This is a genomic window from Gordonia heveisoli, assembly GCF_030315745.1.
Lineage (GTDB): Bacteria > Actinomycetota > Actinomycetes > Mycobacteriales > Mycobacteriaceae > Gordonia.
This window is the reverse complement of the sequence record NZ_JASXSH010000009.1, coordinates 48,532-71,995: the sequence shown is the minus strand read 5'-3', so window position 1 is coordinate 71,995 and position 23,464 is coordinate 48,532. Positions and strand designations below refer to the sequence as shown.

The window sequence follows — 23,464 nt, the reverse complement described above, 5'->3', positions numbered from 1 at the left end:
CGCGGCGTATAGCGTAGCCCTCCAGACGCTCGCGGTTGTTTCGGATCGAGCGCACCGCGTAGGACACAAGGAGGCTCCGTGCGGAGTTCGGTCAGCGCTGCAGGCGGGGGCGATCGACCATCGGTGAACAGGAGACGGGGACGGACCAGATCCGTCGGATTCGGACGTAAGGCGGCCATTGCCGTTGCGGCACTGGCGACGACGTTCCCCATTCTCACCGCCTGCGGAACCGACTACGAGGCGGGCGTACTCAATTTCTATTCACCGGCCGACGGCGCGGACACCTTCGCGGAGATCTCGGCGAAGTGTTCGGCCGAGTCCGGTGGGCAATACCGGATCGAGAACACGGTGCTGCCGAAATCGGCCGACGATCAGCGATTGCAGTTGGCACGACGTCTGGCCGGGGACGACAAGACGCTCGACCTGATGGCCATGGACGTGGTGTGGACGGCCGAGTTCGCCGATGCGGGGTGGGCGGTCGCGGTGCCGGACGGCATCGCCACGGGCGTCGAATCCCGTACTCTCGCGGGACCTTTGGACACCGCCATCTGGCGTAAGAAGGGCGACGAGCGCGAGCGCCTCTACGCGATCCCGATGTCCACCAACACCCAATTGCTGTGGTACCGAACGGATGTCCTGGCTCAGATCGGGAGCCGTCCCGCGCGTACCTGGGAGGCCATGATCGTCGACGCCCAGCAGAGTCTGGCGAGGGGCGGGCCGTCGCAGATCATGGTGACCGCCAGGCAGTACGAGGGGTTGATGGTCTGGTTCAACTCGGTCCTGGCCACCGTGGGTGGCGAGATCGTCGACCCGCAGAACCCGGATCGGCAGGCGCTCAATGACACTCCGGCGCACCGGGCCGCGACGGTGGAGGCATTGCGGGTCCTGAAGGCGGTCGCCACAGCTCCCGGTCACGACCCGTCGCTGACGAACTCCGACGAGGGCACCGCGCGGACCGGAATGGAGAAGGGCAAAGCGCTCTACCAGGTCAACTGGCCCTTCGTCTTCGCCGGTATGCAGGAGAACGCGGCCAAGGGCAGCGTCGACTTTCTCACGGAGTTGCAGAAGTATTCCGGGCTGTACGCCGACGGCGCGGACAAGCCGAAGCCCGAACAGCTACGGCCGCTGAACATCGAGATGCGCAAGAAGTTCAACTTCACCAATTATCCAGGGGTCGGCAACCGGCCCGGCAAGGCGACTCTGGGCGGGTTCAACATCGCCGTGGCCGGTACCTCGCAGCAGCAGGAACTGGCGTTCAAGGCCGCCGAATGCATCACGAGCAAGGAGTCGCAGAAGTACTTCGCGCTCAACGCAGGCCCGCCACCGGTGATCGGAAGTCTCTACAGTGACGACGCCGAGTTCCGTGCGATCTATCCGATGGCCGACGAGGTGCTCAAACAACTGAAAGAAGGGCGCGCCGCAGTGCGTCCGAAGACGCCGGTCTACCAAGCGATCTCGACCCTCGTGGTGGCCAAGCTGAGTCCGGTGGGCCAGTGGGATCCGGAGACGCTCGTCGATGAACTCGCCGATGCAGTCCAGAAGGCCATCGATGGAGAAGGGCTGGTTCCGTGACAACCGGAGACGACAACCCGACGGCACCGTCGGCAGACGGTGCCGACGGGGGTGACTCGCCGCAGCGGGCGGGACGCCATTCGCTGCCCGAGGACGCCACCACGCGGACCGGTTCGATTCCGGCGGTGCCCGGATCCGACACGCCGACCGTCCATTCCGACATCTGGACGCCACCGGCGTCCTCCAGCCCGGCACCACCGGCCCACGCCGCACCGCAGGCGGTAGGCGCCGCGGTGCCGACGACCGCGGGTACCGCGGTCATCGCCCGGGACACCGAGGCATCGCGTACGCCCGAACCGGCGGGAAAGCGCAAACTCAGCGAAGGCAAGGCGGCCGAACGCAAACTCGCCTTCTGGCTGATCGCGCCTGCCGCGCTGATGATGGCAGTGGTCACCGGATATCCGATCGTCTACGCGGTCTGGCTGTCGCTGAACAAGGCGAGCCTGTCGGCGCCGGGTGAACGCGAGTTCGTGTGGTTCTCCAACTATGCGACGGTGCTCACCGACGGCTACTGGTGGAGCGCGTTCGGGGTGACGCTGGGCATCACGCTGGTGTCGGTCCTCATCGAGTTGGTGCTGGGTATGGCCATCGCTCTGGTCATGCACCGCACCATCTTCGGCAAGGGTGTCATCCGCACGATGGTGCTCATCCCATACGGCATCGTGACCGTCGCGGCGGCCTTCTCCTGGTATTACGCGTGGACTCCGGAAACCGGTTACCTGGCGAATCTGCTCCCCGACGGGACGGCGCCGCTCACCGAGCAATGGCCGTCACTCGCGATCATCGTGCTCGCCGAGGTGTGGAAGACCACGCCGTTTATGGCGCTGCTACTGCTCGCCGGTCTGGCCCTGGTGCCCGACGATCTGCTCAAGGCCGCTCAGGTGGACGGTGCCGGTGCATGGACTCGACTGTGGCGCATCATCATCCCGCTGATGAAGCCGGCCATCCTGGTGGCGTTGCTGTTCCGCACCCTGGACGCCTTCCGGATCTTCGACAACATCTACGTGCTCACCGCCGGTGCCAACAACACCGGTTCGGTGTCCATGCTCGGCTATGACAATCTGTTCAAGGCGTTCAACCTCGGTGTGGGCTCGGCGATCTCGATCCTGATCTTCATCTGTGTGGCGATCATCGCATTCGTGTTCATCAAGGGTTTCGGTACTGCGGCGCCTGGTGCCGAGGACGAGGGGCGGTAGGCGATGCACAGCGTGAAATCCAAGGCCTGGTGGACGATTGCCAACCTCCTGGTGCTGCTCTATGTGCTGATCCCGCTGCTGTGGATCATCAGCCTGTCCTTCAAACCGCCGCAGCAGATCGACGACGGCCGGTTCATCCCGGAGACCTGGACGTGGGAGAACTACCAGGGCATCTTCGACACGAATATGTTCACCTCGGCGCTGATCAACTCGATCGGAATCGGTTTGATCACCACGCTGATCGCCGTCATCTTGGGCACCATGGCGGCCTATGCGGTCGCGCGGCTGAGTTTCCCCGGCAAGAAGATCCTGATCGGCGCATCGCTGTTGATCGCGATGTTCCCGCAGATCTCACTGGTGACACCGCTGTTCAACATCGAACGGCGACTCGGCCTGTTCGACACCTGGCCCGGTCTGATCCTGCCCTACATCACCTTCGCGCTGCCGCTGGCGATCTACACTCTGTCGGCCTTTTTCCGGGAGATCCCGTGGGAGCTGGAGAAGGCGGCCAAGATCGACGGTGCCACCCCGTGGCAGGCATTCACCAGAGTGATCGCCCCGCTGGCCGCGCCGGGTGTGGTGACCGCGGCGATCCTGGTATTCATCTTCGCCTGGAACGACCTGCTACTCGCGCTGTCGCTGACCTCGACCGAGCGGGCCATGACCGCCCCGGTCGCGATCGCGAATTTCACCGGCAGTAGTCAGTTCGAGGATCCGACCGGATCGATCGCGGCGGCCGCCGTCGTGATCACGGTGCCGATCATCATCTTTGTGCTCTTCTTCCAACGTCGAATCGTGGCCGGGCTGACCTCCGGCGCCGTGAAGGGATAACCCATGGCAGACATCGTGCTGGACAACGTCAGCAAGCAGTACTCCGACGGTTCGACGGCGGTGGCGGGTATCGATCTGGAGATCGCCGACGGCGAGTTCGTCATCCTCGTCGGCCCGTCCGGCTGCGGTAAGTCGACGACGCTGAACATGATCGCCGGTCTGGAGGACATCACCACCGGTGAACTGCGGATCGGGGGTGAGCGGGTCAACGATCGCGCACCGAAGGACCGAGACATCGCGATGGTGTTCCAGAGCTACGCTCTCTATCCGCATATGTCGGTGCGTCAGAACATCGCTTTCCCACTGACCCTGGCCAAGCTGCCGAAGGACCAGATCGCGGCCAAGGTCGACGAGGCGGCGCGCATCCTCGATCTGGGACCGTATCTGGATCGCAAACCCGCCAATCTGTCCGGCGGCCAGCGTCAGCGCGTCGCGATGGGACGTGCGATCGTGCGTTCGCCCAAGGCCTTCCTGATGGATGAACCGCTGAGCAACCTCGACGCCAAACTGCGTGTGCAGATGCGGACCGAGATCGCCCAGCTCCAGCATCGGCTGAACACCACAACCGTGTATGTGACACACGATCAGACCGAGGCGATGACCCTCGGCGATCGGGTCGTCGTGCTGCGCGCCGGTCATGTCCAGCAGATCGGTACCCCGCAGGAGCTGTACAACAACCCGGCGAACGTCTTCGTCGCCGGCTTCATCGGATCACCGTCGATGAACTTCCTGCCCGGACGGTTGAGCGCCGAGGGCGTCGAGACGCCGATCGGGGTGATCGAACTCGCCGACCAGCAGCAGGTCGTCTCGCGGGCCGGCGATGTCGGCAGCAACGGTGACGTGCTCGTCGGCATCCGGCCCGAGCACTTCGAGGACGCGGCCCTGCTCGACGCCGACACCCGTTCGCGGGGTTCGGTGTTCGCCGCGTCGGTGGAGGTGGTGGAGTCGATGGGCTCCGACATCTACGCCCATTTCTCGGTCGGGTCGCCACGGGCGGCCAGCGATGCGCTCGCCGAACTGTCCGCCGACACCGGTGCCGACCTCGGCGGCGGTCAGCTGATCGCACGCCTCTCGCCCGAGTCGCGGGTGTCTCGTGGCGCGAACACCGAACTGTTCTTCGACACGGCCAAGGTCGCGGTCTTCGATCAGGCCTCGGGTAAAACCCTGCGCGGCTGAGTTTTCCGGCGCAGGTGGCGTGGTTCCGCGCCACCTGCGCCGGTCCGCTCAGGACACCATTTTGAGGCCGATCACCGATGCGACGATGGCCAGGATGAACGCGATCCGTAGCACGGACGCGCTTTCGGCGCCGGTGACGATGGCGAAGCCGACTGTCAGCGCCGCACCGATACCGACCCAGACCGCGTAGGCGGTGCCGGTCGGAAGATCGCGCATGGCGTAGGCAAGACCGCCCATCGACACCAGCAGTGCGACCCCGAAGATGATCGACGGGCCGAGTCGGGTGAATCCTTCGGAGCGGCCGAGGGCGGTGGCCCAGACTGCCTCGAACACACCTGAAACGACCAGAACGAGCCACGACATGAGAAACCTCCTGCGTCGTCTTGTCGCGAGTCGGGTACGGCGCACCTCGTCCGGTTGTCGTTGTCGACCGCCTAATTCTATCAAATGACAGAAATAACGGTGACGAGCGCAATTTTCGTGCGCCCACCGGCGTCAAGCCCGCATCACGGATCCGTCGAAACCGAACAACTAGGCTGGCACGGGTGAGCGACAATGTGACCGACACCGTCGGCAAACATCTACACGAGGCGATCGGCGTCGAACCGCAACGTGCGTCGGTGACGTTTCTCGGGGTGGAGCCGATCGATGTGCTGCGATTCGGCACCGACGATCAGGTGATCTACGTGACCTCGGGTTGCGCACGTCACCCGATGACCGATCCCACCGATCTGCACGCCGACCCGGTGCTCGGCCCGCGCGCCGAACTCGTCGTGCGGATGCGCCCGGGAACTCCGCTGCCCGGACTGCACAAGCGGATGGCCGCGCTGGCCGCCGCGCCGGCCGTCGAGGGGCTGATCCTCGGGCCGGACTCGCTGATCGATCTGGGTGAACCGCTCTGGGACGGATCCATCTGCACGGCCGTACTGCTCGCACCCGACGACCTCGGTGCCGTCGCACTGCCGGATCCGATGGAACCGGTGACGTTGCTGCGTGCGGTGCCGATCACCGCCAACGAGGCGGCCTGGGTGCGCTTGAAAGGTGCCGATGCCCTGCGGGAGGCGTGGGCCGAAGCAGGCATCGACGTCACCGCGCCGAAGCGGGCTACCGCCAATCCCTGACCGGCAACGCACCGAAGGATCTGGCTGCTACAGCCAGTCGTGTCGGCGGAAGACGACGAAGAGTGCGGTGCACACGATGATCAGGGCGGTGAGTACCGCCGGATAGCCCCAGGTTTGGTGCAGTTCGGGCATGTGGTCGAAATTCATGCCGTAGATGCCGGCGACCATCGTCGGCACCGCACCGATGGCGACCCAGGCCGAGATCTTGCGCATGTCGGTGTTCTGTTGCAGCCCGACCTTCGCCGCCGCCGCGTCGAGCAACGAGGTGAGCACCTCGTCGTACTCGACGACCCGCTCGACGACGGTCGCGAGGTGGTCGGCGACGTCGCGGAAGTGGCGCTTGATCTCCTTGGGCACCATCGGATTCTGTGGGTCGGTGAGCCGGGCCAGTGGTGTGGTCAGCGGGTAGACCGCACGCCGCATCTCCAACACCTCCCGCTTGAGCAGATAGACCGGGTCGATCTGCAGACCGTGTCGATGTCGGCCGAAGACCGCCTCCTCGGTGGCCACCACATCGGAGTCCATCCGCTCGGTGACGGCGAGATAGCTGTCGACCACCCGGTCGGCGATCGCGTGGAGCACCGCGGTCGGCCCGAGGGCCAGCCGAGAGGGATTCTCTTCGAGTCGGTGACGCACGCCGGAGAGGTGGGTGTGATCGCCGTGGCGGACTGTGACCACGAAGTCGGTACCGGCGAAGATCATGATCTCACCGGTTTCGACGACCTCGCTGGCATGTGCCATCGACTCGTGTTCGACGTATTTGACGGTGCGCAGGACGAGGAACTGGGTGTCGTCGTAGATCTCCAGTTTCGGGCGCTGATGTGCGTGGACCGCGTCCTCGACGACGAGTTCGTGCAGGCCGAATGCGGTGCCGACGTCGGCCATCTGGGCGTCGTCGGGTGCGTGCAGTCCGACCCAGACGAAACCGCGTCCGGTGGCGCGCACCTGTCCGAGGGCCTCGGCGTAGCCGATCCGGCCGGGTTGGCGTTTGCCGTCGACATAGACGGCGCAGTCCACCACGGCACGGGCCACCGGTACCGGGATCCGTGTCGCGGGCCTGCCTTCGCGCGCGGGAACCTCCGACCCGCGGCGACCGGGGCGCAGATTGGGCATCGATGGCACTCCAAGGATGCTACGCGCGCGGCGCGCTGGCGGGGGACGACCGGCGCGGCAGGTCCACCCAACCGGCTACGGTTGGTCGCGTGAGGAAAGCAATCCTGACCGTGGTGGTCGCCGTCGCGCTGGGTCTGGCCGGCTGTGCGCAGCCGAGTTCGGCGCCGACCGATCCGATCCGGATCGGATCGGCCGACACGGCGGCGCTGCGGGTGATGGCGGAGATCTACGCGGGCGCCCTGCGTAACAGCGGCAGCGAGGTCGCCGGGGAGATGACGACCGGCGACGACGCGCGCTTGCTCGACGAGATGGACCACGCCGAACTCGATCTCTTCCCGGCCTTCACCGGTGGGCTGCTGTCGGAGCTGACCCCGGCCTATGCCACCCACGGCGTGACCGGGCAGCCGCGCATCGGATCGGCCGACGAGGTCTACGACGACGTCAATCGCTCGTTGCCACAAGGTGTTTCGGTGGGCGACCCGACGCCGGTGTCGGCGGCGCCGCAGATCTTCGTGGCCACCCGGCTCGCCGAACAATCCGGGGTCGGGTCGCTGGGCGACTGCTCGCGACTGCCGACGGATCTACCGGTACTCGCGATCACCGACCCGTCACCGGAGACGCTGCGCGCCTTCGTCACGGCCGGTTGTCGGCTCGGGCCGGTACGGGTCGTCGGCGACGTCGTCGAACTGTTGAACGGCCTGGCCGAGGGTAGGGCCATCGGGGTGCTCTCGCCGCTGGCGGTGGCCGGACTCGGTGAGGAGGCCGACGGAGTCCAGGCGTTGAAGGCGCCGCTCGAGACCGGTCCGGTACCTCCGATCGTCGGGCCGCGCCCGCAGATCCTGGTGCCCGTGTTCCGGACGGCGGCGCTCTCGCGCGAGGATGTCAAGACCGTCAACAAGGTGGCAGGCGAGATCACCACCGCGGATCTCGCCGCGATGGCCCGGCAGGTCGACGCGGGCAAGAATCCGCGGGAGGTCGCGATCACCTGGCTCGGCGATCACGGTCTGTGACGCGCTACTTCGCCTTGGTCAGCGCCCAGCCGGTCACCTTGGCGGTGACCCACTGGTAGTGCGATGCGACGAGACGGACCCAGATGTCGAGGACCTTGGCGTCGGCGCCGACCAGGACGCGGGCCTTGTTCTTCCGGACCCCGTTGATGATCACGTCGGCCGCGTCCTCGGAGGTCATCCGGGCCAGGTACTTGTCGAAGAAGGCTGCGGTGGCCTTCTGGTCATGGTCGCCGGAAACCGTCGCGTTGCGTGCGATCGCGGTCTTGATGCCGCCCGGGTGTACGCAGGTCACCTTGACCGGGTGCTTGGCGATGATCATTTCCTGGCGCAGTGATTCGGTGAATCCGCGGACGGCGAACTTCGCCGAGTTGTACGCGGCCTGACCGGGCTCGGACAGCAGGCCGAACAGCGAGGAGGTGTTGACCAGGTGACCGTCGCCGGAGGCGATGAGGTGCGGCAGGAATGCCTTGGTCCCGTTAACCACACCCCAGAAGTCGACGTCCATCACGCGCTCGATGTCCTTGAACTCGGTGCGTTCGACCTCACCGTGGTGTGCGATACCCGCGTTGTTGAACACCACGTTGACCACGCCGTAGTGGGCGACGATGGTGTCGGCGTAGGTGAGTACGGCCTCCCGTTCGGCGACGTTGAGGATCTGGGCATGCACCTCGGCGCCGGTTTCGGCGACGAGCTTCTCGGTGACCTTGAGGCCCTCGGGGTTCATATCCGAGATGGCCAGACGGGCGCCACGGCGCGCGAGTTTCACGGCCAGATCCCGTCCCATGCCCGAGCCTGCGCCGGTGATCACGACGACCTTGTTCGTGAAGTCCTTCATTGTGTTCTCCTGTCGGGCTCGTGATCAGACGCCGGCGCCGGCCGGTGTTTCGTCGGCCGTGGGCAAGGCGCGGACCGGGGAGGCGCCCCGTTCGACACGGTATGCGGCGATGTCGAATTTACGCGTGGCCCGCCGGAAGTTGAAGGTGAAGCCGGGCCACAGGGTGGTGATGTTGCCGTTGGCGTCCTTGTACCAGGAGGCGCAGCCACCGTTCACCCACACGCTGTTGCGCAGGTTGTGCTGGATACCGGCATTGAACTCACGCTGTGCGTCCTCGGTCACCTCGGTGCGTGTGATGCCTTCGCGCCGAACGGTTTTCACGTAGTCGACGAGGTAGTTGAGCTGCGACTCGATCATGTAGACCATCGAGGTGTGGCCCAATCCGGTCGACGGTCCGATCATCAGCATCAGGTTGGGGAAGCCGTGGACGAACGATCCCTTGTACCCCTGCATCCCGATCTCGTCCCACACCTGGGCAAGGCTGCGGCCGTCGGCGCCGACGATTTTGCCGAACACCGGCGAGTCGGTCACGTGGAAACCGGTGGCGACGACGATGACATCGACGTCGCGCGCGGTGCCGTCCTTGGTGACGACGCCGGTGGCGGTGATGCGGTCGATACCGTCGGTGACCAGGTCGACGTTGTCGCGGTCGAGGGCCGGGTACCAGTCGTTGGAGCGCAGGATGCGCTTGCAGCCGACCTGGAACTTAGGAGTGGCCTTGGCGCGCAGCGCTTTGTCACGGATGCCGCGGGCGATGTTGGCACGACAGACGAGTTCGACGGGTTTGAGGGCGCGGGGGGAGTAGGTCAGACCGAAGGCGGTGGCCTCGTTGGCCGCGTAGACGAGGCCGCGCAGCGCGCTCTGGTAGCCGGGGATGTTGCGGAAGGCCCAATGCTCGGCGCCACTGTAGGCGCGTTCGGTGCGCGGGACGATCCACGGTGCGGTGCGCTGGTAGACGTCGAGGTGTGCGGCGACCTTGGCAACCTCGGGGACCAGCTGGATGGCGGAGGCGCCGGTGCCGATGACGGCGACGCGCTTGCCTGCGAAGTCGTAGTCGGCGTCCCAGCGGGCCGAGTGGACGATCTTGCCCCCGAAGCCGTCGATGCCCTCGATGTCGGGCAGGTTGGGTTCGCAGAGCGGGCCGACGCCGCCGATGAGGGTGTGGGCGCGAACCTGGCCGGGCGTGCCGTCGGTCTCGATGTCGATGATCCAGCGCTGGTCGTCCTCGCTCCAGGCGGCGTTGGTCACCTCGGTGCGAAAGCGGGTCTTGGCGCCGATGCCGTGCTCGGCGGCGACGTCGTTGATGTAGCGGTGGATCTCGGGCTGGTGGGAATACGACCGCGACCAGGCGGGATTCTTGGCGAAGGAGTACGAGTACAACTGGGATGGGACGTCGCAGGCGGCGCCGGGGTAGGTGTTGTCGCGCCAGGTACCACCGAAGTCCTGTCCGCGGTCGAGGACGATGAAGTCGTCGACGCCATTCTGTCGGAGCTTGATGGCGGCACCCAGACCGGAGAAGCCGGCGCCGATGATCGCGATCTCTACATCGTTCGTTGTCATGGAGCCACCATATGGGCTTACTGAACGAGTGTCAATAGCCAATTGATCATCAGTCAATAGGAGGTTAGGCTGGCATGACAGGCTGGTGGAAGGAGTGATGGTGACGGCGACGCAGAACAAGCGCACCCGGATGAGTCCGGAGGCCAGACGAGACCAACTGCTCACCCTCGGCATGGAGATGATCGCGCAGCGCCCGCTGGAACAGGTGTCGATCGAGGCGATCGCCGAAGCCGCCGGAGTCTCGCGCGCGCTGCTGTTCCACTACTTCGAATCCAAACAGCACTTCCACATCGCGATCGCGCAGAAGCAGGCCGACGACATGCTGGTCTGTACCGCGCCGGATGAATCCCTGCAGGATCCGCTGGAGATCCTGCGGTCCTCACTCGCCAACTTCGTCGACTACATCAGCGAGAACAGCGTTGCCTACCAGGTCTTCGTACGCGGTGCGGCCAGCGCCGATCCCGCGATGCGCGAGATCTTCGACCGCACCCGCCAGGTGATGGCGTCCCGAGTCCTCGACCACGGACCGGCCTTCGGCATCACCGTCACGCCGATCGTCGAGGTCGCTGTCCACGGCTGGATGTCCTTCGTCGAGGAGGTGGCCATCGGATGGCTGACCGATCCGGTCATGAGCCGCGACGAACTGCTCGGGATGATCACCGCCGCGCTGCCCGCGATCATCGCGGCCAGCGGTGCGCCGGTCACCACCTGACGATCCGCCGGTGATCGAGGGCCGTCAGGACCTGATGCCAGAAACACAACGGTGCCGCGTGTCGAGAACGACACGCGGCACCGTTGTTGTCTGGGTCGGTGGGTGATCACCGGCCGGCGAAGATCACTGGGGCTTGAAAGCCTCGTCGAGGATCTCCTGCTGCTCGACGGCATGCACCTTCGACGATCCCGACGACGGCGCCGACATGGCGCGCCGGGAGATCCGCCGCAGGCCACGCAGGACGTCCGGGAGCACCTCGGGCAGCCAGAGGCCGAGGAACGGCCACGGACCCTGGTTGGCCGGCTCTTCCTGGACCCACGCGAAGTCGGTCGCATTGGGGTACTGCTCCAGGGTGCTGCGCAGACGACGATGCGGCACCGGGTACAGCTGCTCGACGCGAACCACCGCGATGTCCTCGCGGTTCTCCTTGTCGCGGCGGGCGGCCAGCTCGTAGTACAGCTTGCCGCTGACCAGCAGCACCCGCTTGACCTTGCTGCGATCGGCGCCGGCCGAGGCGAAGTGCGGATCGTCGAGCACCGAACGGAACTTGTCCTCGGTGAACTCCTCGATCGGCGACACCGCGGCCTTGTTGCGCAGCATCGACTTGGGGGTGAAGACGATCAGCGGGCGGCTGATGCCGTCGAGCACGTGGCGGCGCAGCAGATGGAAGTAGCTGGCCGGGGTCGACGGCAGTGCGACTGTCATCGATCCCTCGGCGCACAGCTGCAGGAATCGTTCGATCCGACCCGAGGTGTGGTCGGGGCCCTGACCCTCGTGTCCGTGCGGCAGCAGCAGCACGACGTCGGAGAGCTGACCCCACTTGGCCTCGCCGGAGGAGATGAATTCGTCGATGATCGACTGGGCGCCGTTGACGAAGTCGCCGAACTGTCCCTCCCACAGCACCAGCGCGTCCGGGTTTCCGACCGAGTAGCCGTACTCGAAACCGACGACCGCGAACTCCGACAGCGGCGAGTCGTACACCATGAACTGTCCGCCACCGTGTTCGCCGTCGATCGGCTTGAGGTGGTTGAGCGGTGTGTACTCGGTGCCGCTGTCGCGGTCGATCAGCACCGAATGGCGCTGGGTGAACGTGCCGCGTCGCGAATCCTGGCCCGACAGGCGGACCGTCCGGCCTTCCAGGACCAGTGAACCGAAGGCCAGCAGCTCGGCGAAGGCCCAGTCGATGCCACCGTCGCGGGACATCGACTGACGGCGGTCGAGGACCGGCTTGACGCGCGGATGCGGGGTGAAACCGTCGGGCACGTTGACGAAGGCGTCGCCGATGGTCTGCAGCGTCAGCTTGTCGACCGCGGTCACCAGCTTGGTCGGCAGAGCCTGATCGGATTCGACCGACGGGCTCGGCTCGGGCCGGTACTTCTCGAGTTCCTTGACCTCGTTGAACACCCGCTCGAGCTGGCCCTGGTAATCGCGCAGGGCGTCCTCGGCCTCCTTGGTCGAGATGTCACCGCGGCCGATTAGGGCTTCGGTGTAGCTCTTGCGCACGCCGCGCTTGGTGTCGATGACGTCGTACATCGCCGGCTGGGTCATCGACGGGTCATCGCCCTCGTTGTGGCCGCGGCGGCGGAAGCAGACGAGGTCGATGACGACGTCCTTGTGGAAGGCCTCGCGGTAGTCGACGGCCAGCTTGGCCACCCACACCACCGACTCCGGGTCGTCGCCGTTGACGTGGAAGATCGGCGCGCCGATCATCTTCGCGACATCGGTGCAGTACTCGCTGGAACGTGAATGTTCGGGTGCGGTGGTGAAGCCGACCTGATTGTTGACCACGATGTGCACGGTGCCGCCGGTGCGGTAGCCGGGCAGCATCGACATGTTCAGCGTCTCGGCGACCACACCCTGACCCGCGAAAGCGGCGTCGCCGTGCAGCATCAGCGGCAGGATCGAGAACTCGTCGTTCTCGTCGAGTAGGTCCTGCTTGGCGCGCACGAGGCCTTCGAGGACCGGGTCGACGGCTTCGAGGTGGCTGGGGTTGGCGGTGAGCGACACGTTGATCTCGTTGTCGCCGAACATCTGGTAGTACTTGCCCTCGGCGCCGAGGTGGTACTTCACGTCACCGGAACCGTGCGCCTGTGACGGGTTCAGGTTGCCCTCGAACTCGGTGAAGATCTTCGAGTACGGCTTGCCCACGATGTTGGCGAGCACGTTCAGCCGACCGCGGTGGGGCATGCCGATGACGACCTCGCGCAGTGAGTGCTCGGCACTCTGGTCGATCACCGCATCCATCATCGGGATGACCGACTCGGAGCCTTCGAGCGAGAAGCGCTTCTGGCCGACGTACTTGGTCTGCAGGAAGGTCTCGAACGCCTCGGCGGCGTTGAGCTTGCTCAGGATGTACTTCTGTTCGGCGACCGGCGGCTTGACGTGCTTGATCTCGACACGTTCCTGGATCCAGCGCTGCTGCTCGGGTTCGAGGATGTGGGTGTACTCCACACCGATGTGACGGCAGTAGGCGTCGCGCAGCACGGCCAGCACGTCGCGCAACTTCATCCGGTCCTGACCGTGGAAGCCGCCGACATTGAAGCTGCGGTCCAGGTCCCAGAGGGTCAGACCATAGGTGAGGACGTTCAGATCGGGGTGCGAGGTGCGGGCATCGCTGTCCATCATCAACGGATCGATGTCGGCCATCAGGTGGCCGCGGCTGCGGTAGGCGGCGATCAGCTCGAGCACCCGGGTGCTCTTGTCGACGGTGCCCGCGGGAATGTCGCGGCGCCAGCGGATCGGCTCGTAGGGGATGTGGAAGGCGGTGAAGATCTCGTCGTAGAAAGCGTCGTCGAGGAGCAGCTGATGGACCGTGCGCAGGAAGTCGCCGGACTCGGCGCCCTGGATGATCCGGTGATCGTAGGTCGAGGTCAGCGTCATCAGCTTGCCGACACCCAGTTCGGCGATCTGCTCGTCGCTGGCGCCCTGGAACTCGGCCGGGTACTCCATCGCGCCCGCGCCGATGATCGCGCCCTGACCCTTCATCAGGCGAGGTACCGAATGCACGGTGCCGATGGTGCCCGGGTTGGTAAGTGACATGGTGACGCCGCTGAAGTCCTCGGCGGTCAGCTTGCCGTCACGAGCCCGCCGGACGATGTCCTGATACGCCGTGTAGAACTCGGCGAAGCCCATCGTCTCGCAGTTCTTGATGGCAGCGACGACGAGCGTGCGGTTGCCGTCCTTACCGACGAGGTCGATCGCCAGGCCAAGGTTGGTGTGCGGCGGGGTGACGACATGCGGCTTGCCGTCGATCTCGGCGAAGTGCCGGTTCATGTTCGGGAACGACTTGATCGCCTGGACCAGTGCGTACCCGAGAATGTGGGTGAAGCTGATCTTGCCGCCACGCGTGCGGGCCAGATGGTTGTTGACGACGATGCGGTTGTCGATCATCAGCTTGGCCGGGACGGCGCGCACGCTGGTCGCGGTCGGGATCTGCAGCGACGCCGACATGTTCTTGGCGATCGCCGCGGCCGGTCCGCGCAGCACCTTGTTCTCGGCGGTGGTGGCAGCCCCGGCGGCCGGGGCCGCGGGCTTGGCGGGCCGACTCTGCGAACGGGCCGAACCATCGCGGCTGGCGACGCTCTGGCCGGAGGCGGCCTTGGTCGCGCTGGACTCCTTGGCCGGTGCACTCTTGCGCGGCGCGGTGGGACGTTCGGGGGTCTGATCCAGGGTCACGGCGTTGCTTTGCTTCGGGGCGGGAGTCGGCGCGGGAGCGGGCGCCGAGGTGCCGTTCGATGCGGGCGCAGTCGCCGCGCTCGAACCGTTCTCACCGGGTTGGTAGTTCTTGAGGAGGTCATGCCAACTCGGATCGACCGAGCTCGGGTCGTCCTTGAACTGCTGATACATTTCCTCGACCAGCCACGTGTTCTGACCAAAGTCCGAAGTCGAACTGCTCACAGCGCTCTCTCGCCTCAATTCCCTGAAGGTGGTGGGTCTCTGCACGCCGACAACTCTCTTGTGAAGATTATCGGTGAACCACCTAGCGATGGTACGCGTTGTCGCCATACCACGCTGGACCGCCCTCGTGCCGAAGATCACGGTTTCGCTCAGATGTGCGCTGCGCCGGCATTGTGGACAGAAGTCCAGGTCAGAAGGCGTGGTCCGGGTGTTCGACCCCCTCGGCTCCCGGGTCGATACCGGCGTCCCAGAACTCACGATAAGGACCATCGCGTGTGAGGAGTTCCGTATGCGTCCCGGACTCGACGATCGTGCCGCCCTCGACGACCGCAATACGGTCTGCGCGGGCCGCGGTGGCCAGCCGATGGGCGACGATCACCGACGTGCGCGAGTGCGTGACGGCGGCGCCGGCCGCCAGCACGAGCGCCTCGGTCGCCTGATCCAGGGTGGCGGTGGCCTCGTCGAGAAGTAGCAGGTCGGGATCGACGAGTTCGGCGCGCGCAAGTGCGACGAGTTGTCGTTGACCGGCGGACAGTCCCTTGCCGCGTTCGCCGATCGGATGATTCATCCGGCCGGGCAGCCCGGCGATCATCTGCGTCGCACCGACCGCGTCGGCTGCGGCCCGGATGGCCTCGCGGTCGGCGTCCGGGCGGCCGTAGGCGATGTTGTCGGCGACGGTGCCGGTGAACAGATGGGGCTCCTGCGGCACCAGCCCGAGGCGATGCCGGTAGCCGTGCAGGGTGAAGTCGCGGATGTCGGTGCCGTCCATCGAGACCGTTCCCGACGTCGGGTCGTAGAACCGGGCGAGCAACTTGACGATGGTCGACTTGCCCGCGCCGGTGCGCCCGACGAGCGCCAGGGAGGTCCCGGGTGGGATGTGCAGATCGATCCCGTGCAGGGCATCGTCCGGTGCGTCCCGGTAGCGGAAGCCGACACCGTCGAGGGCGACATCGCCGACGAATGGGAGCGGTCCGGGGTCGCGGGCGTGGTCGGCGACTGCCACCGAACTCGGTGTGCGTAGCAGGTCGGCGATCCGCACCAGCCCGACCGATGCCTGCTGATATCCGTCGAAGACCTGTGTGAGCTGCTGGACCGGCCCGAACAGCATGCCGAGATACAGGATGAAGGCGATCAGGGTGCCCGCCGACATCTGGCCGGTCGACACCTGGTGGGCGCCGATCGCGATGGCGGCCGCGGTGGCCAGGTCCGACATCAATCCGATGGTGGGGAAGTAGACGGAGATCGCGCGCTGCGATGTCATCCGCGCATCCACCCAGTCGAGGGTGCGAGCGGTGAACCGACGGTAGGCGAGGTCGGTGTGGCGGTAGGTCTGCGTCGTCCGGATCCCGGCGATGTTCTCCTGGAAATCGGCGTTGACGATGCTGACTAGCTCACGTGACCGGGTGTAGGCACGCGCGGCGATCCGTCGGAACACGACGGTGGCCACCACCAGAACCGGCAGCAGTGGCACCAGGATCAGTCCCAGCGTCGGCGCGGTGACCACCAGTGCGACGCTGACGCCGACGATCGTCAGCACCGCCACGATCGCCGACGACAACCCGGTCTGCAGGAAGGTCGACAGGGCATCGATGTCGGTGGTCATCCGGGTCATGATCCGGCCGGACAGCTCACGTTCGTAGTAGTCGAGTCCGAGCCGTTGCAAGTGGGCGTAGGAACGAACCCGCAGCGCGTACAGCACACGTTCACCGGCGCGCGTCGAGGTGATGGTCGTCAGCGCGGTCGCCAGCCAGCCGACCCCGACCAGTGCGACGCCGACGATCACCGCCCACCCGAGCATGGTCGGGTCGGCGTCGGTGGCGGCGTCGATCACGGTGCGCGCCAGCGTCGGGAAGGCCAGCCCGACCAGGGTGTCGACGGTGATGCCGACGATCGCGGCGAGCAGGAGCCAACGCACCGGCCGCAGCAGGCCGCCCAGCGAGAAGTTCCGATCCTCGCGGCGCGCACCGACGGTGTTTACGCGAGGTTCCTCGTCGGCGGGTGGGAGCGCGGCGACCTCCGCCAGGAGTTCGGGGGTCGCGGACATCGCACCCAGCGCCGAGTTGATGCCGGGGCCGCGCCCGCCACGCGCCGGGCCGGGTGCGGCCGACGATGCGGGGCGTCGGGAGTCTGAGTTGGCGGGCGCCTGCGATACCTCGGGCCACAGCGCGGCGGTGTTGACGGCGGCGGTGGTGACGGCGGCGGGCGGAACGGGTGAGACCGGTTGGCTGTCGGTCGGTACCGCCGCCATCAGGGCCGCGAAGTGTGGTGACTGCGCGTCGAGTTCGTCGACGGTGCCGATGTCGGTGATCGCCCCGTCCACGATGACCGCGACCCGATCGGCGAGCATCAGGGTGGACCGGCGATGGGCGAGGACGAGCATGGTGCGGTGCTGGGCGCGCAGATGGCGCAGGATGCGGCCCTCGGTGGCGGCGTCGACGGCCGATGTCGCGTCGTCGAGGATCAGGATCCGCGGATCGGCGAACAGCGCGCGGGCCAGTGCTACGCGCTGGCGTTGACCACCCGAGAGGGTGAGCCCGCGTTCGCCGACGACGGTGGCGTAGCCGTCCGGCAGCGATTCGATGAACTCGGCGGCGTCGGCGTGGCGGGCGGCGACCCGGATACGTTCGGCGAGTGCGGTTTCGGCGTCGTCGCGCGGGTCGTCGACGATGACCCGGCCGCTCGGGTCGGTGACCGCGGTGCCCAGCGCGATATTCGCGGCGATCGAGTCGGAGTACAGGAAAGGCTCGTCGAAGACCACCGAGACCGCGCTGTGCAGGGCGTCGGCGCCCAGGCCGGCCAGCGCATGGTGCCCGTCCGCGGCGGTGATCGAGATGGAGCCGGTATCGGGTCGGAGGTGGCGGCTGAGCAGATCGGCGAGTGTCGACTTACCCGATCCGGGTGGCCCGACGATCGCGAGACATTCACCGGGCGCGATGTCGAGATCGATACCGGTGAGAACCGGCGTGGTGGTGTCGTCGTCGCCATATCCGAAGGTGAGGTTGTCGAGGTGGACACCGAGCGGGCCGTCGGGCAGGGTGCCCGACGCCTGATCGTCGGGGTCGTGCGGATGGTCGGTCACCTCGAAGACGCGTTCGGCGGCGGCGCGGGCCAGTTGGGCGTTGACGACGAGATTGGTGAGTAGCCGTGCGATGGCCATCATCGACGCGACGTAGGTCGAGAAGGCGAGGAAGGTCCCGGCGGTGATGTGCCCGTGCATGGTCAGGTAGCCGCCGACGCCGATCACCGCGATCATCCCCAACTGGGGGATCGCGGCCATCGTCGGGGCGAAGCGCGAGTTGATGCGCGCCGCCCGCAGCCGGCGTGCGAACAGTCCGCGGCCGAGTTCGGTGAGTTCGTCGACGGCCCGTTCCTCCTGGCCGAAACCCTTCACGACGCGCACGCCGGTGACGGTCTCCTCGACGTGCCCGGCGACGTCGGCGGCGGCCTGCTGAGCCGACCAGGTGGCGGCGAACAGCTTCCGCCGGGTATGCCAGATCACCAGTGCGACAAGCGGGATGATGGCGAGGGAGACTGCGGTCAGCAGTGGTGACAGCGCGGCCATGATGCCGAGTGCGATGACGAACTGGGCGGCGGCACCCATGGAGAGTGGTGCCATCGCGAGCAGGCCCTGCACGATCTGCAGGTCGGTGATCGAGCGGGACACGATCTGGCCTGTGCGAATCTCCTGCTGGGCTCGGCCGTCGAGGTGGAGGAGGGTGTCGAGCAGGCGAAGCCGCAGCGTGTTCTGCACGCTGATCGACAGGCGGCCTGCGGTGATTCGTCGACCGAAGAAGCAGGCGTAGCGCACGACGGCGAGCATCACGAGCCCGACGACGATGACCGGGATGCCGACACCGTCGTGCACGACTCCGGTGGCGTGGTCGATGGCCGCTTTCGCCAGCAACGGGGCGATGACGTCGACGCCCACCGCGATCAGCGTGACCACGATGGTGGTGACCATCGTGGTGCGGAACCGGAGACATTCGGCGAACAACCGCCGGATCCAGCCGCGCTGGGTGGGCCGATCGGCGGATCGGGGTGGCGGGGCCGACGTCGGTGGCGCGGTCGGGGCGGTACTGGTCACCGACGCCGGAGCGAGAGCTTGGCGCCGGTCCGTCTCCCGGCGGGCAGCGCGGGTTCGCCGACCACCGAGCCGTCGACATACCAGACCGTCGGGGGCGGTCCGAAGGCGTCGCGTGCGTTGTGGACGACCTTTTTGCCGAGTGCCCGGCTGCCGACCCCGCCGATCACGGCGCCGATCCCGGCAGGCATGAGTTTGCCGAAGACGAGGGGCGCGCGGCGGAAGGCGTACTTCCGGGTCAGTTTGGTGATCAGGGCCTTGTTCAGTTTGGTCAGCGCGCCGCCGGGTATCGACGGTCCGCCGAGTCGTCGCAGCGCGCCCACCCCACGGCTGCCGACGACCCGTCCGAGGGCGACGACACCTTCTTCGCCGAGTGCCACTGTGAGCACCAGGGTTTTGCGACGTTCGTTGTCGTGCAAGGGAATTCCGTGCACTTCGGCCACCGACAGGGCGAGCAGTGCGGACGCCTCCAAGAAGAAGACGGTGTCGGCGCTGATCGCGCCGAAGGCGGTGACCGTCCCGACACCGGGGACCGCGGCGGCGGCGCCGACCGCACCACCGGACCCGGTGACCGCGCTCAGGTAGCGCTTCTCCAGTCGCTCGATGATCTGCGCGGGCGAGTCGTCGGGGTACTTCTTGCGCAAACCGTCGACGTACTTCTTGACGGCCGGCGCCTGGAGTCGCTGTGCTCGGTCGAGGATTCCGCCGGTGACCTCGACGGTCTTCGGTGACGGGGCCGACGAATCGACGTCGTTGTGCTTGGTGCTGTCGGTCATGCGGTGGATCCCCCCGGTTGTGCGGTCGAGTCGAACTGCGGCGGAACGGTTTCGGACGGTTGTGGCGGCGGCGGTGGGGTGCCGTCGCCGAATGGTCGACCGCCCAGCTGCTCGCGGTGGTGGGGGCTCAGCCACGTGGTCAGGTCCGGTCCTTTCGGCACGATCCGAGTGGGGTTGATGTCGGCGTGCACGATGTAATAGTGCTGCTTAATCTGCCCGAAGTCGGTGGTGTCGCCGAAACCGGGGGTCTGGAACAGGTCGCGCGCATACGCCCACAGGACCGGCATCTCCGCGAGTTTGCTGCGGTTGCATTTGAAGTGTCCGTGGTAGACGGCGTCGAAGCGGGCGAGGGTGGTGAACAGCCGGACGTCGGCCTCGGTGATGGTGTCTCCCACCAGGTATCGCTGCGACGACAATCGCTCGGAGAGTTCGTCGAGTTTGGTGAACAGCCGATCGTAGGCGGCGTCGTATGCCTCCTGGCTACCGGCGAATCCGCACCGGTACACGCCATTGTTGACCTCGGTGTAGATACCGCGGTTGACGGTGTCGATCTCCTCGCGCAGCCGTTCGGGATAGAGTTCCGGCGCGCCGTCGCGGTGGAAGGCGGTCCATTCCAGCGAGAAGTCGATGGTGATCTGGGGGAAGTCGTTGGTCACCACCTGACCGGTCGGGATGTCGACGATCGCGGGCACGGTGATGCCTTTGGGGTAGCCGGGGAATCGCTTCTCGTAGGCGTCCTTCAGTCGGGGAATGCCGAGGACCGGGTCGAGTCCGCCGGGATCGAGGTCGAAGGTCCACGAGTCCTGATCATGTGTCGGTCCGCACAGTCCCAGCGAGATCGCGTCTTCCAGACCTAGGAGCCGACGCACGATCAGGGTGCGGTTGGCCCACGGGCAGGCTCGGGCGGCCACCAGCCGATAGCGGCCTGCCTCCACCGGGTAGCCGTCGCGGCCGTCGGCGGTGATGCGGGTCTCGATGTATTTGGTGTCGCGGACGAACTCCTGTCCGCCCATCACATAGACACCGGGTTCGGTGGCCGGGCCGGATGGCTGCGATGCCGGAGCGGGCTGCGATGCCGAGGGAGTCATGGTTCCCACAGTAATGATCCTGTCGGACATCGATGCTTAGCTCGTTGATGGGAGCCCCTATGTGTGGTTTGACCGGGGCGTTGCCCGGGCGACAAAGGGGTTGGCCGGAGATGGTCGGCGTTGTATATTCCAACTGGAATAATTGTTGTGGACCATTTCTAGATGTGGACCATCTGGAGGATGCAATGGATACAGGGGCGGCGCCGAGCGGTCGCGAGTCCTCGCGCGCGTTGCCGCCGATTGCGGTCCTCGTCCTCGGCCTTCTCGCCGAACGTCCCATGCACTGCTACGAGATGTTCCAGACGGCGATGTGTAGACGGGAGGATCGCCTCGCGAAGCTGCGCGCGGGCACGCTCTACCACCAGGTGGACCGCTTGGCGGAGAAGGGACACGTCGAGGTGGCCGAGGTACGCCGCGAGGGTAATCGCCCCGAACGGACCATCTACGCCATCACCGCACAGGGACGGGCCGCACTCAACGCGAGCCTCGAACTGATCCTGCGGCGCCACCCGCAGGAGTACCCCGAGCTGTATCTGGCCCTGTCCGAGGCACATGGCCTACCTCGGACGCGGGTCATCGAACTGCTCGGTGAGCGGATCGCCCTGATGCGGGCCGATCTTCTCGAATACGAGACGGCTGTCGATGCGGTCCGGGCACAGGGCAAGCCGGAGATGTTCTACCTCGACGCCGGCTGTCGGATCATCACCCTGCGGACCCAGATCGACTGGCTCGACGACCTCGTCGTCCGGCTGACCACATCCGAACTGGTCTGGCTCGACGACCCCGGCTTTCTATGTTCTTCCGCCGCGCCGAAGGACGCGCGTGCGGACACCACCGTGCTGACAACAGTTCCGCGGCCCGACCCGACGTCGGACGTGGAGCGGAAAGCGAATCCGCAATGAGTACCACCACTGAAACGCCCGGCCAGGTGACCACCCGGCCCTGGGCGGCACTGCTGGCGCTGTGCGTCGGCTTCTTCATGATCCTGGTCGACATGACCATCGTCGCGGTGGCGCAGCCGCAGATCCAGGCGGCTCTGCACACCGATGTCAACGGCATCGTCTGGGTGTCGAGTGCTTATCTACTCACCTATGCCGTCCCGCTGCTGATCACCGGTCGGCTCGGCGACAAGTACGGCCCCAAGCTGATCTATCAGATCGGTCTCGTGCTGTTCACCGCGGCGAGTGTCTGGTGCGGTTTCGCCGGATCGATCGGGATGTTGATCGCCGCGCGTGCCCTGCAGGGTGTGGGTGCGGCGTTGATCACGCCGCAGACGATGGCGCTGATCACCCGCATCTTCCCGCCGGAGAAGCGGGGTGCCGCGATGGGTGTGTGGGGCACCGTGGCCGGCGTCGCGACCCTGGTCGGCCCGCTGCTCGGCGGAGTCCTGACCGACAGCCTGGGCTGGGAGTGGATCTTCTTCGTCAACCTGCCGGTCGGCATCATCGGTCTCGGGCTGGCGGCGGTGCTCGTCCCCGACGTCGAAACCCACGATCACAAGTTCGACGTCGTCGGCGTTTTACTGTCCGCGATCGGGCTGTTCGCCATCGTCTTCGGTATTCAGGAGGGGGAGAAGTACAACTGGTCCGGGTGGATCTGGACCCTCATCCTCGGTGGCGTCGCGGTGATGGGCCTGTTCGTCTACTGGCAGTCGCGAATCCGCACCGAACCGCTGGTCCCGCTGTCGCTGTTCCGCGACCGCAACTTCTCGCTGTCGAATATCGGCATCGCCTCGATGGGCTTCGCGATCTCGGGTCTGATGATCCCCACGATGTTCTTCCTGCAGCTCGTCGGCGGGATGTCGCCGACCCGATCGGCGCTGATGATGGTGCCGATGGCCGTGCTGACCGGCATCCTCGCACCCATCGTCGGACGCATTCTCGACCGGGTGCATCCGCGGGTCATCATCGCCTCCGCCTTGCTGCTGCAGGCGATCGCCGTGGGATGGATCGGCATGATCACCCGCGCCGCGACGCCCGTATGGCAGTTGCTGATCCCGATGGCGCTGATGGGTGTTGCCTCGGCCGGTATCTGGGCGCCGCTGGCTGCCACGGCCACCCGCGGGTTGCCCTGGCATCAGGCGGGTGCCGGTGCGGGCGTGTACAACACCACCCGCATGATCGGCTCGGTTCTCGGCACGGCGGCTATCGGTGTGCTGATGCAGGTACTGCTCGCCCACAAGCTGCCCGGCGTCGACACCGAGGGGCATGGCGGGGTTGTTGGCCAGCTGCCGCTGCCGTATCGCGACGGGTTCGCCCAGGCGATGGGTCAGTCGCTCTATCTCGCCTCGGCGGTACTGCTGGTCGGTTTCGTCGCCGCGCTGTTCCTGATCCGCCCACCGCATCAGGCCCCACCCGTGGCGTCGGCTCCGGCGGAGCCTGCCGCGCTGGCTCCCGACGTGGCCCCCACCGGCGGGTAGCGGCCGGTAGCACCGAAGTACGCTGCGCACCGACAGCCCCGGGCCCGCCTCCCCGGGACTGTCGGTGCGCACTCGTA

At 66.4% G+C, this 23,464-nt stretch carries 17 protein-coding genes and 1 riboswitch; of the genes, 9 read left to right on the top strand and 8 right to left on the bottom strand.

The genetic code is table 11. From position 1 onward, the window contains the following. The first annotated feature begins 123 nt into the window (after positions 1 to 123). The 4 genes from QSJ18_RS09975 to QSJ18_RS09960 are packed head-to-tail and all read left to right on the top strand — an operon-like array spanning position 124 to position 4,775. Complete coding sequence (locus tag QSJ18_RS09975) at positions 124 to 1,572, top strand: extracellular solute-binding protein (RefSeq protein WP_286326238.1); 1,449 nt, start codon at positions 124 to 126, stop codon at positions 1,570 to 1,572. Further along, positions 1,569 to 2,768, top strand: a complete 1,200-nt coding sequence (locus tag QSJ18_RS09970) for a carbohydrate ABC transporter permease (RefSeq protein ID WP_462476040.1) — start codon at positions 1,569 to 1,571, stop codon at positions 2,766 to 2,768. The genes QSJ18_RS09975 and QSJ18_RS09970 overlap by 4 nt, the downstream gene beginning before the upstream one ends. A 3-nt stretch (positions 2,769 to 2,771) precedes the next feature. Next, complete coding sequence (locus tag QSJ18_RS09965; protein ID WP_286326237.1) at positions 2,772 to 3,599, top strand: carbohydrate ABC transporter permease; 828 nt, start codon at positions 2,772 to 2,774, stop codon at positions 3,597 to 3,599. Between the two features lie 3 nt (positions 3,600 to 3,602). After that, entirely contained in the window at positions 3,603 to 4,775 is a 1,173-nt protein-coding gene (locus QSJ18_RS09960; RefSeq protein ID WP_286326236.1) for an ABC transporter ATP-binding protein, read from the top strand. A gap of 48 nt (positions 4,776 to 4,823) precedes the next feature. Here the strand turns inward: QSJ18_RS09960 and QSJ18_RS09955 are convergent, their stop codons facing one another. Then, positions 4,824 to 5,138, bottom strand: a complete 315-nt coding sequence (locus QSJ18_RS09955) for a DMT family transporter (protein WP_286326235.1) — start codon at positions 5,136 to 5,138, stop codon at positions 4,824 to 4,826. A 9-nt stretch (positions 5,139 to 5,147) separates the two neighbouring features. After that, positions 5,148 to 5,211: riboswitch (guanidine-III (ykkC-III) riboswitch) on the bottom strand. A 109-nt stretch (positions 5,212 to 5,320) separates the two neighbouring features. On the opposite strand from QSJ18_RS09955, the gene QSJ18_RS09950 reads away from it, so the two are divergent. After that, a complete protein-coding gene (locus tag QSJ18_RS09950) occupies positions 5,321 to 5,896 on the top strand; it encodes a suppressor of fused domain protein (protein ID WP_286326234.1) in 576 nt (191 codons plus the stop codon). Between the two features lie 27 nt (positions 5,897 to 5,923). Here QSJ18_RS09950 and QSJ18_RS09945 read toward each other — a convergent pair whose 3' ends face one another. Beyond that, the gene (locus QSJ18_RS09945) at positions 5,924 to 7,009 is read right to left on the bottom strand and encodes a magnesium and cobalt transport protein CorA (protein WP_286326365.1); all 1,086 of its coding nucleotides are present in this window, start codon (positions 7,007 to 7,009) and stop codon (positions 5,924 to 5,926) included. An 89-nt stretch (positions 7,010 to 7,098) separates the two neighbouring features. On the opposite strand from QSJ18_RS09945, the gene QSJ18_RS09940 reads away from it, so the two are divergent. Further along, positions 7,099 to 8,019: a glycine betaine ABC transporter substrate-binding protein gene (locus QSJ18_RS09940; RefSeq protein ID WP_286326233.1), complete on the top strand. Its 921-nt coding sequence runs from the start codon at positions 7,099 to 7,101 to the stop codon at positions 8,017 to 8,019. A gap of 4 nt (positions 8,020 to 8,023) precedes the next feature. On the opposite strand, the gene QSJ18_RS09935 is transcribed toward QSJ18_RS09940, so the two are convergent. Both QSJ18_RS09935 and QSJ18_RS09930 read right to left on the bottom strand, forming a co-directional pair. Further along, a complete protein-coding gene (locus tag QSJ18_RS09935) occupies positions 8,024 to 8,854 on the bottom strand; it encodes an SDR family NAD(P)-dependent oxidoreductase (protein ID WP_286326232.1) in 831 nt (276 codons plus the stop codon). A 24-nt stretch (positions 8,855 to 8,878) separates the two neighbouring features. Further along, positions 8,879 to 10,414: a flavin-containing monooxygenase gene (locus QSJ18_RS09930; RefSeq protein ID WP_286326231.1), complete on the bottom strand. Its 1,536-nt coding sequence runs from the start codon at positions 10,412 to 10,414 to the stop codon at positions 8,879 to 8,881. Positions 10,415 to 10,544: 130 nt separating this feature from the next. On the opposite strand from QSJ18_RS09930, the gene QSJ18_RS09925 reads away from it, so the two are divergent. Then, the gene (locus QSJ18_RS09925; RefSeq protein WP_286326364.1) at positions 10,545 to 11,126 is read left to right on the top strand and encodes a TetR/AcrR family transcriptional regulator; all 582 of its coding nucleotides are present in this window, start codon (positions 10,545 to 10,547) and stop codon (positions 11,124 to 11,126) included. 123 nt (positions 11,127 to 11,249) lie between these two features. Here the strand turns inward: QSJ18_RS09925 and QSJ18_RS09920 are convergent, their stop codons facing one another. The 4 genes from QSJ18_RS09920 to QSJ18_RS09905 form a co-directional block, all read right to left on the bottom strand. After that, on the bottom strand, positions 11,250 to 15,023 hold the full coding sequence (locus tag QSJ18_RS09920) for a multifunctional oxoglutarate decarboxylase/oxoglutarate dehydrogenase thiamine pyrophosphate-binding subunit/dihydrolipoyllysine-residue succinyltransferase subunit (RefSeq protein WP_286326230.1): 3,774 nt from the start codon (positions 15,021 to 15,023) through the stop codon (positions 11,250 to 11,252). A gap of 190 nt (positions 15,024 to 15,213) precedes the next feature. After that, positions 15,214 to 19,107: an ABC transporter ATP-binding protein gene (locus tag QSJ18_RS09915; protein ID WP_462476039.1), complete on the bottom strand. Its 3,894-nt coding sequence runs from the start codon at positions 19,105 to 19,107 to the stop codon at positions 15,214 to 15,216. After that, positions 19,104 to 19,880 (bottom strand): hypothetical protein, encoded by a 777-nt coding sequence (locus QSJ18_RS09910; protein WP_286326229.1) that lies wholly within the window; start codon positions 19,878 to 19,880, stop codon positions 19,104 to 19,106. The genes QSJ18_RS09915 and QSJ18_RS09910 overlap by 4 nt, the downstream gene beginning before the upstream one ends. Then, entirely contained in the window at positions 19,877 to 20,968 is a 1,092-nt protein-coding gene (locus QSJ18_RS09905; RefSeq protein WP_286326228.1) for a glutathione S-transferase family protein, read from the bottom strand. The genes QSJ18_RS09910 and QSJ18_RS09905 overlap by 4 nt, the downstream gene beginning before the upstream one ends. Before the next feature lie 185 nt (positions 20,969 to 21,153). Between QSJ18_RS09905 and QSJ18_RS09900 the strand changes: the two genes are divergently transcribed. Together QSJ18_RS09900 and QSJ18_RS09895 are read left to right on the top strand one after the other, a co-directional pair. After that, complete coding sequence (locus tag QSJ18_RS09900; RefSeq protein ID WP_286326227.1) at positions 21,154 to 21,870, top strand: PadR family transcriptional regulator; 717 nt, start codon at positions 21,154 to 21,156, stop codon at positions 21,868 to 21,870. Next, the gene (locus tag QSJ18_RS09895; RefSeq protein WP_286326226.1) at positions 21,867 to 23,387 is read left to right on the top strand and encodes an MFS transporter; all 1,521 of its coding nucleotides are present in this window, start codon (positions 21,867 to 21,869) and stop codon (positions 23,385 to 23,387) included. The genes QSJ18_RS09900 and QSJ18_RS09895 overlap by 4 nt, the downstream gene beginning before the upstream one ends. Positions 23,388 to 23,464 lie beyond the last annotated feature (77 nt).

Bases quoted from the DNA above. Each gene is read 5' to 3' on its own strand.
- QSJ18_RS09965 (WP_286326237.1), top strand. From the start codon at position 2,772: ATGCACAGCGTGAAATCCAAGGCCTGGTGGACGATTGCCAACCTCCTG.
- QSJ18_RS09960 (WP_286326236.1), top strand. From the start codon at position 3,603: ATGGCAGACATCGTGCTGGACAACGTCAGCAAGCAGTACTCCGACGGT.
- QSJ18_RS09955 (WP_286326235.1), bottom strand. From the start codon at position 5,138: ATGTCGTGGCTCGTTCTGGTCGTTTCAGGTGTGTTCGAGGCAGTCTGG.
- QSJ18_RS09945 (WP_286326365.1), bottom strand. From the start codon at position 7,009: ATGCCCAATCTGCGCCCCGGTCGCCGCGGGTCGGAGGTTCCCGCGCGC.
- QSJ18_RS09935 (WP_286326232.1), bottom strand. From the start codon at position 8,854: ATGAAGGACTTCACGAACAAGGTCGTCGTGATCACCGGCGCAGGCTCG.
- QSJ18_RS09930 (WP_286326231.1), bottom strand. From the start codon at position 10,414: ATGACAACGAACGATGTAGAGATCGCGATCATCGGCGCCGGCTTCTCC.
- QSJ18_RS09925 (WP_286326364.1), top strand. From the start codon at position 10,545: ATGAGTCCGGAGGCCAGACGAGACCAACTGCTCACCCTCGGCATGGAG.
- QSJ18_RS09910 (WP_286326229.1), bottom strand. From the start codon at position 19,880: ATGACCGACAGCACCAAGCACAACGACGTCGATTCGTCGGCCCCGTCA.
- QSJ18_RS09905 (WP_286326228.1), bottom strand. From the start codon at position 20,968: ATGACTCCCTCGGCATCGCAGCCCGCTCCGGCATCGCAGCCATCCGGC.
- QSJ18_RS09900 (WP_286326227.1), top strand. From the start codon at position 21,154: ATGGATACAGGGGCGGCGCCGAGCGGTCGCGAGTCCTCGCGCGCGTTG.
- QSJ18_RS09895 (WP_286326226.1), top strand. From the start codon at position 21,867: ATGAGTACCACCACTGAAACGCCCGGCCAGGTGACCACCCGGCCCTGG.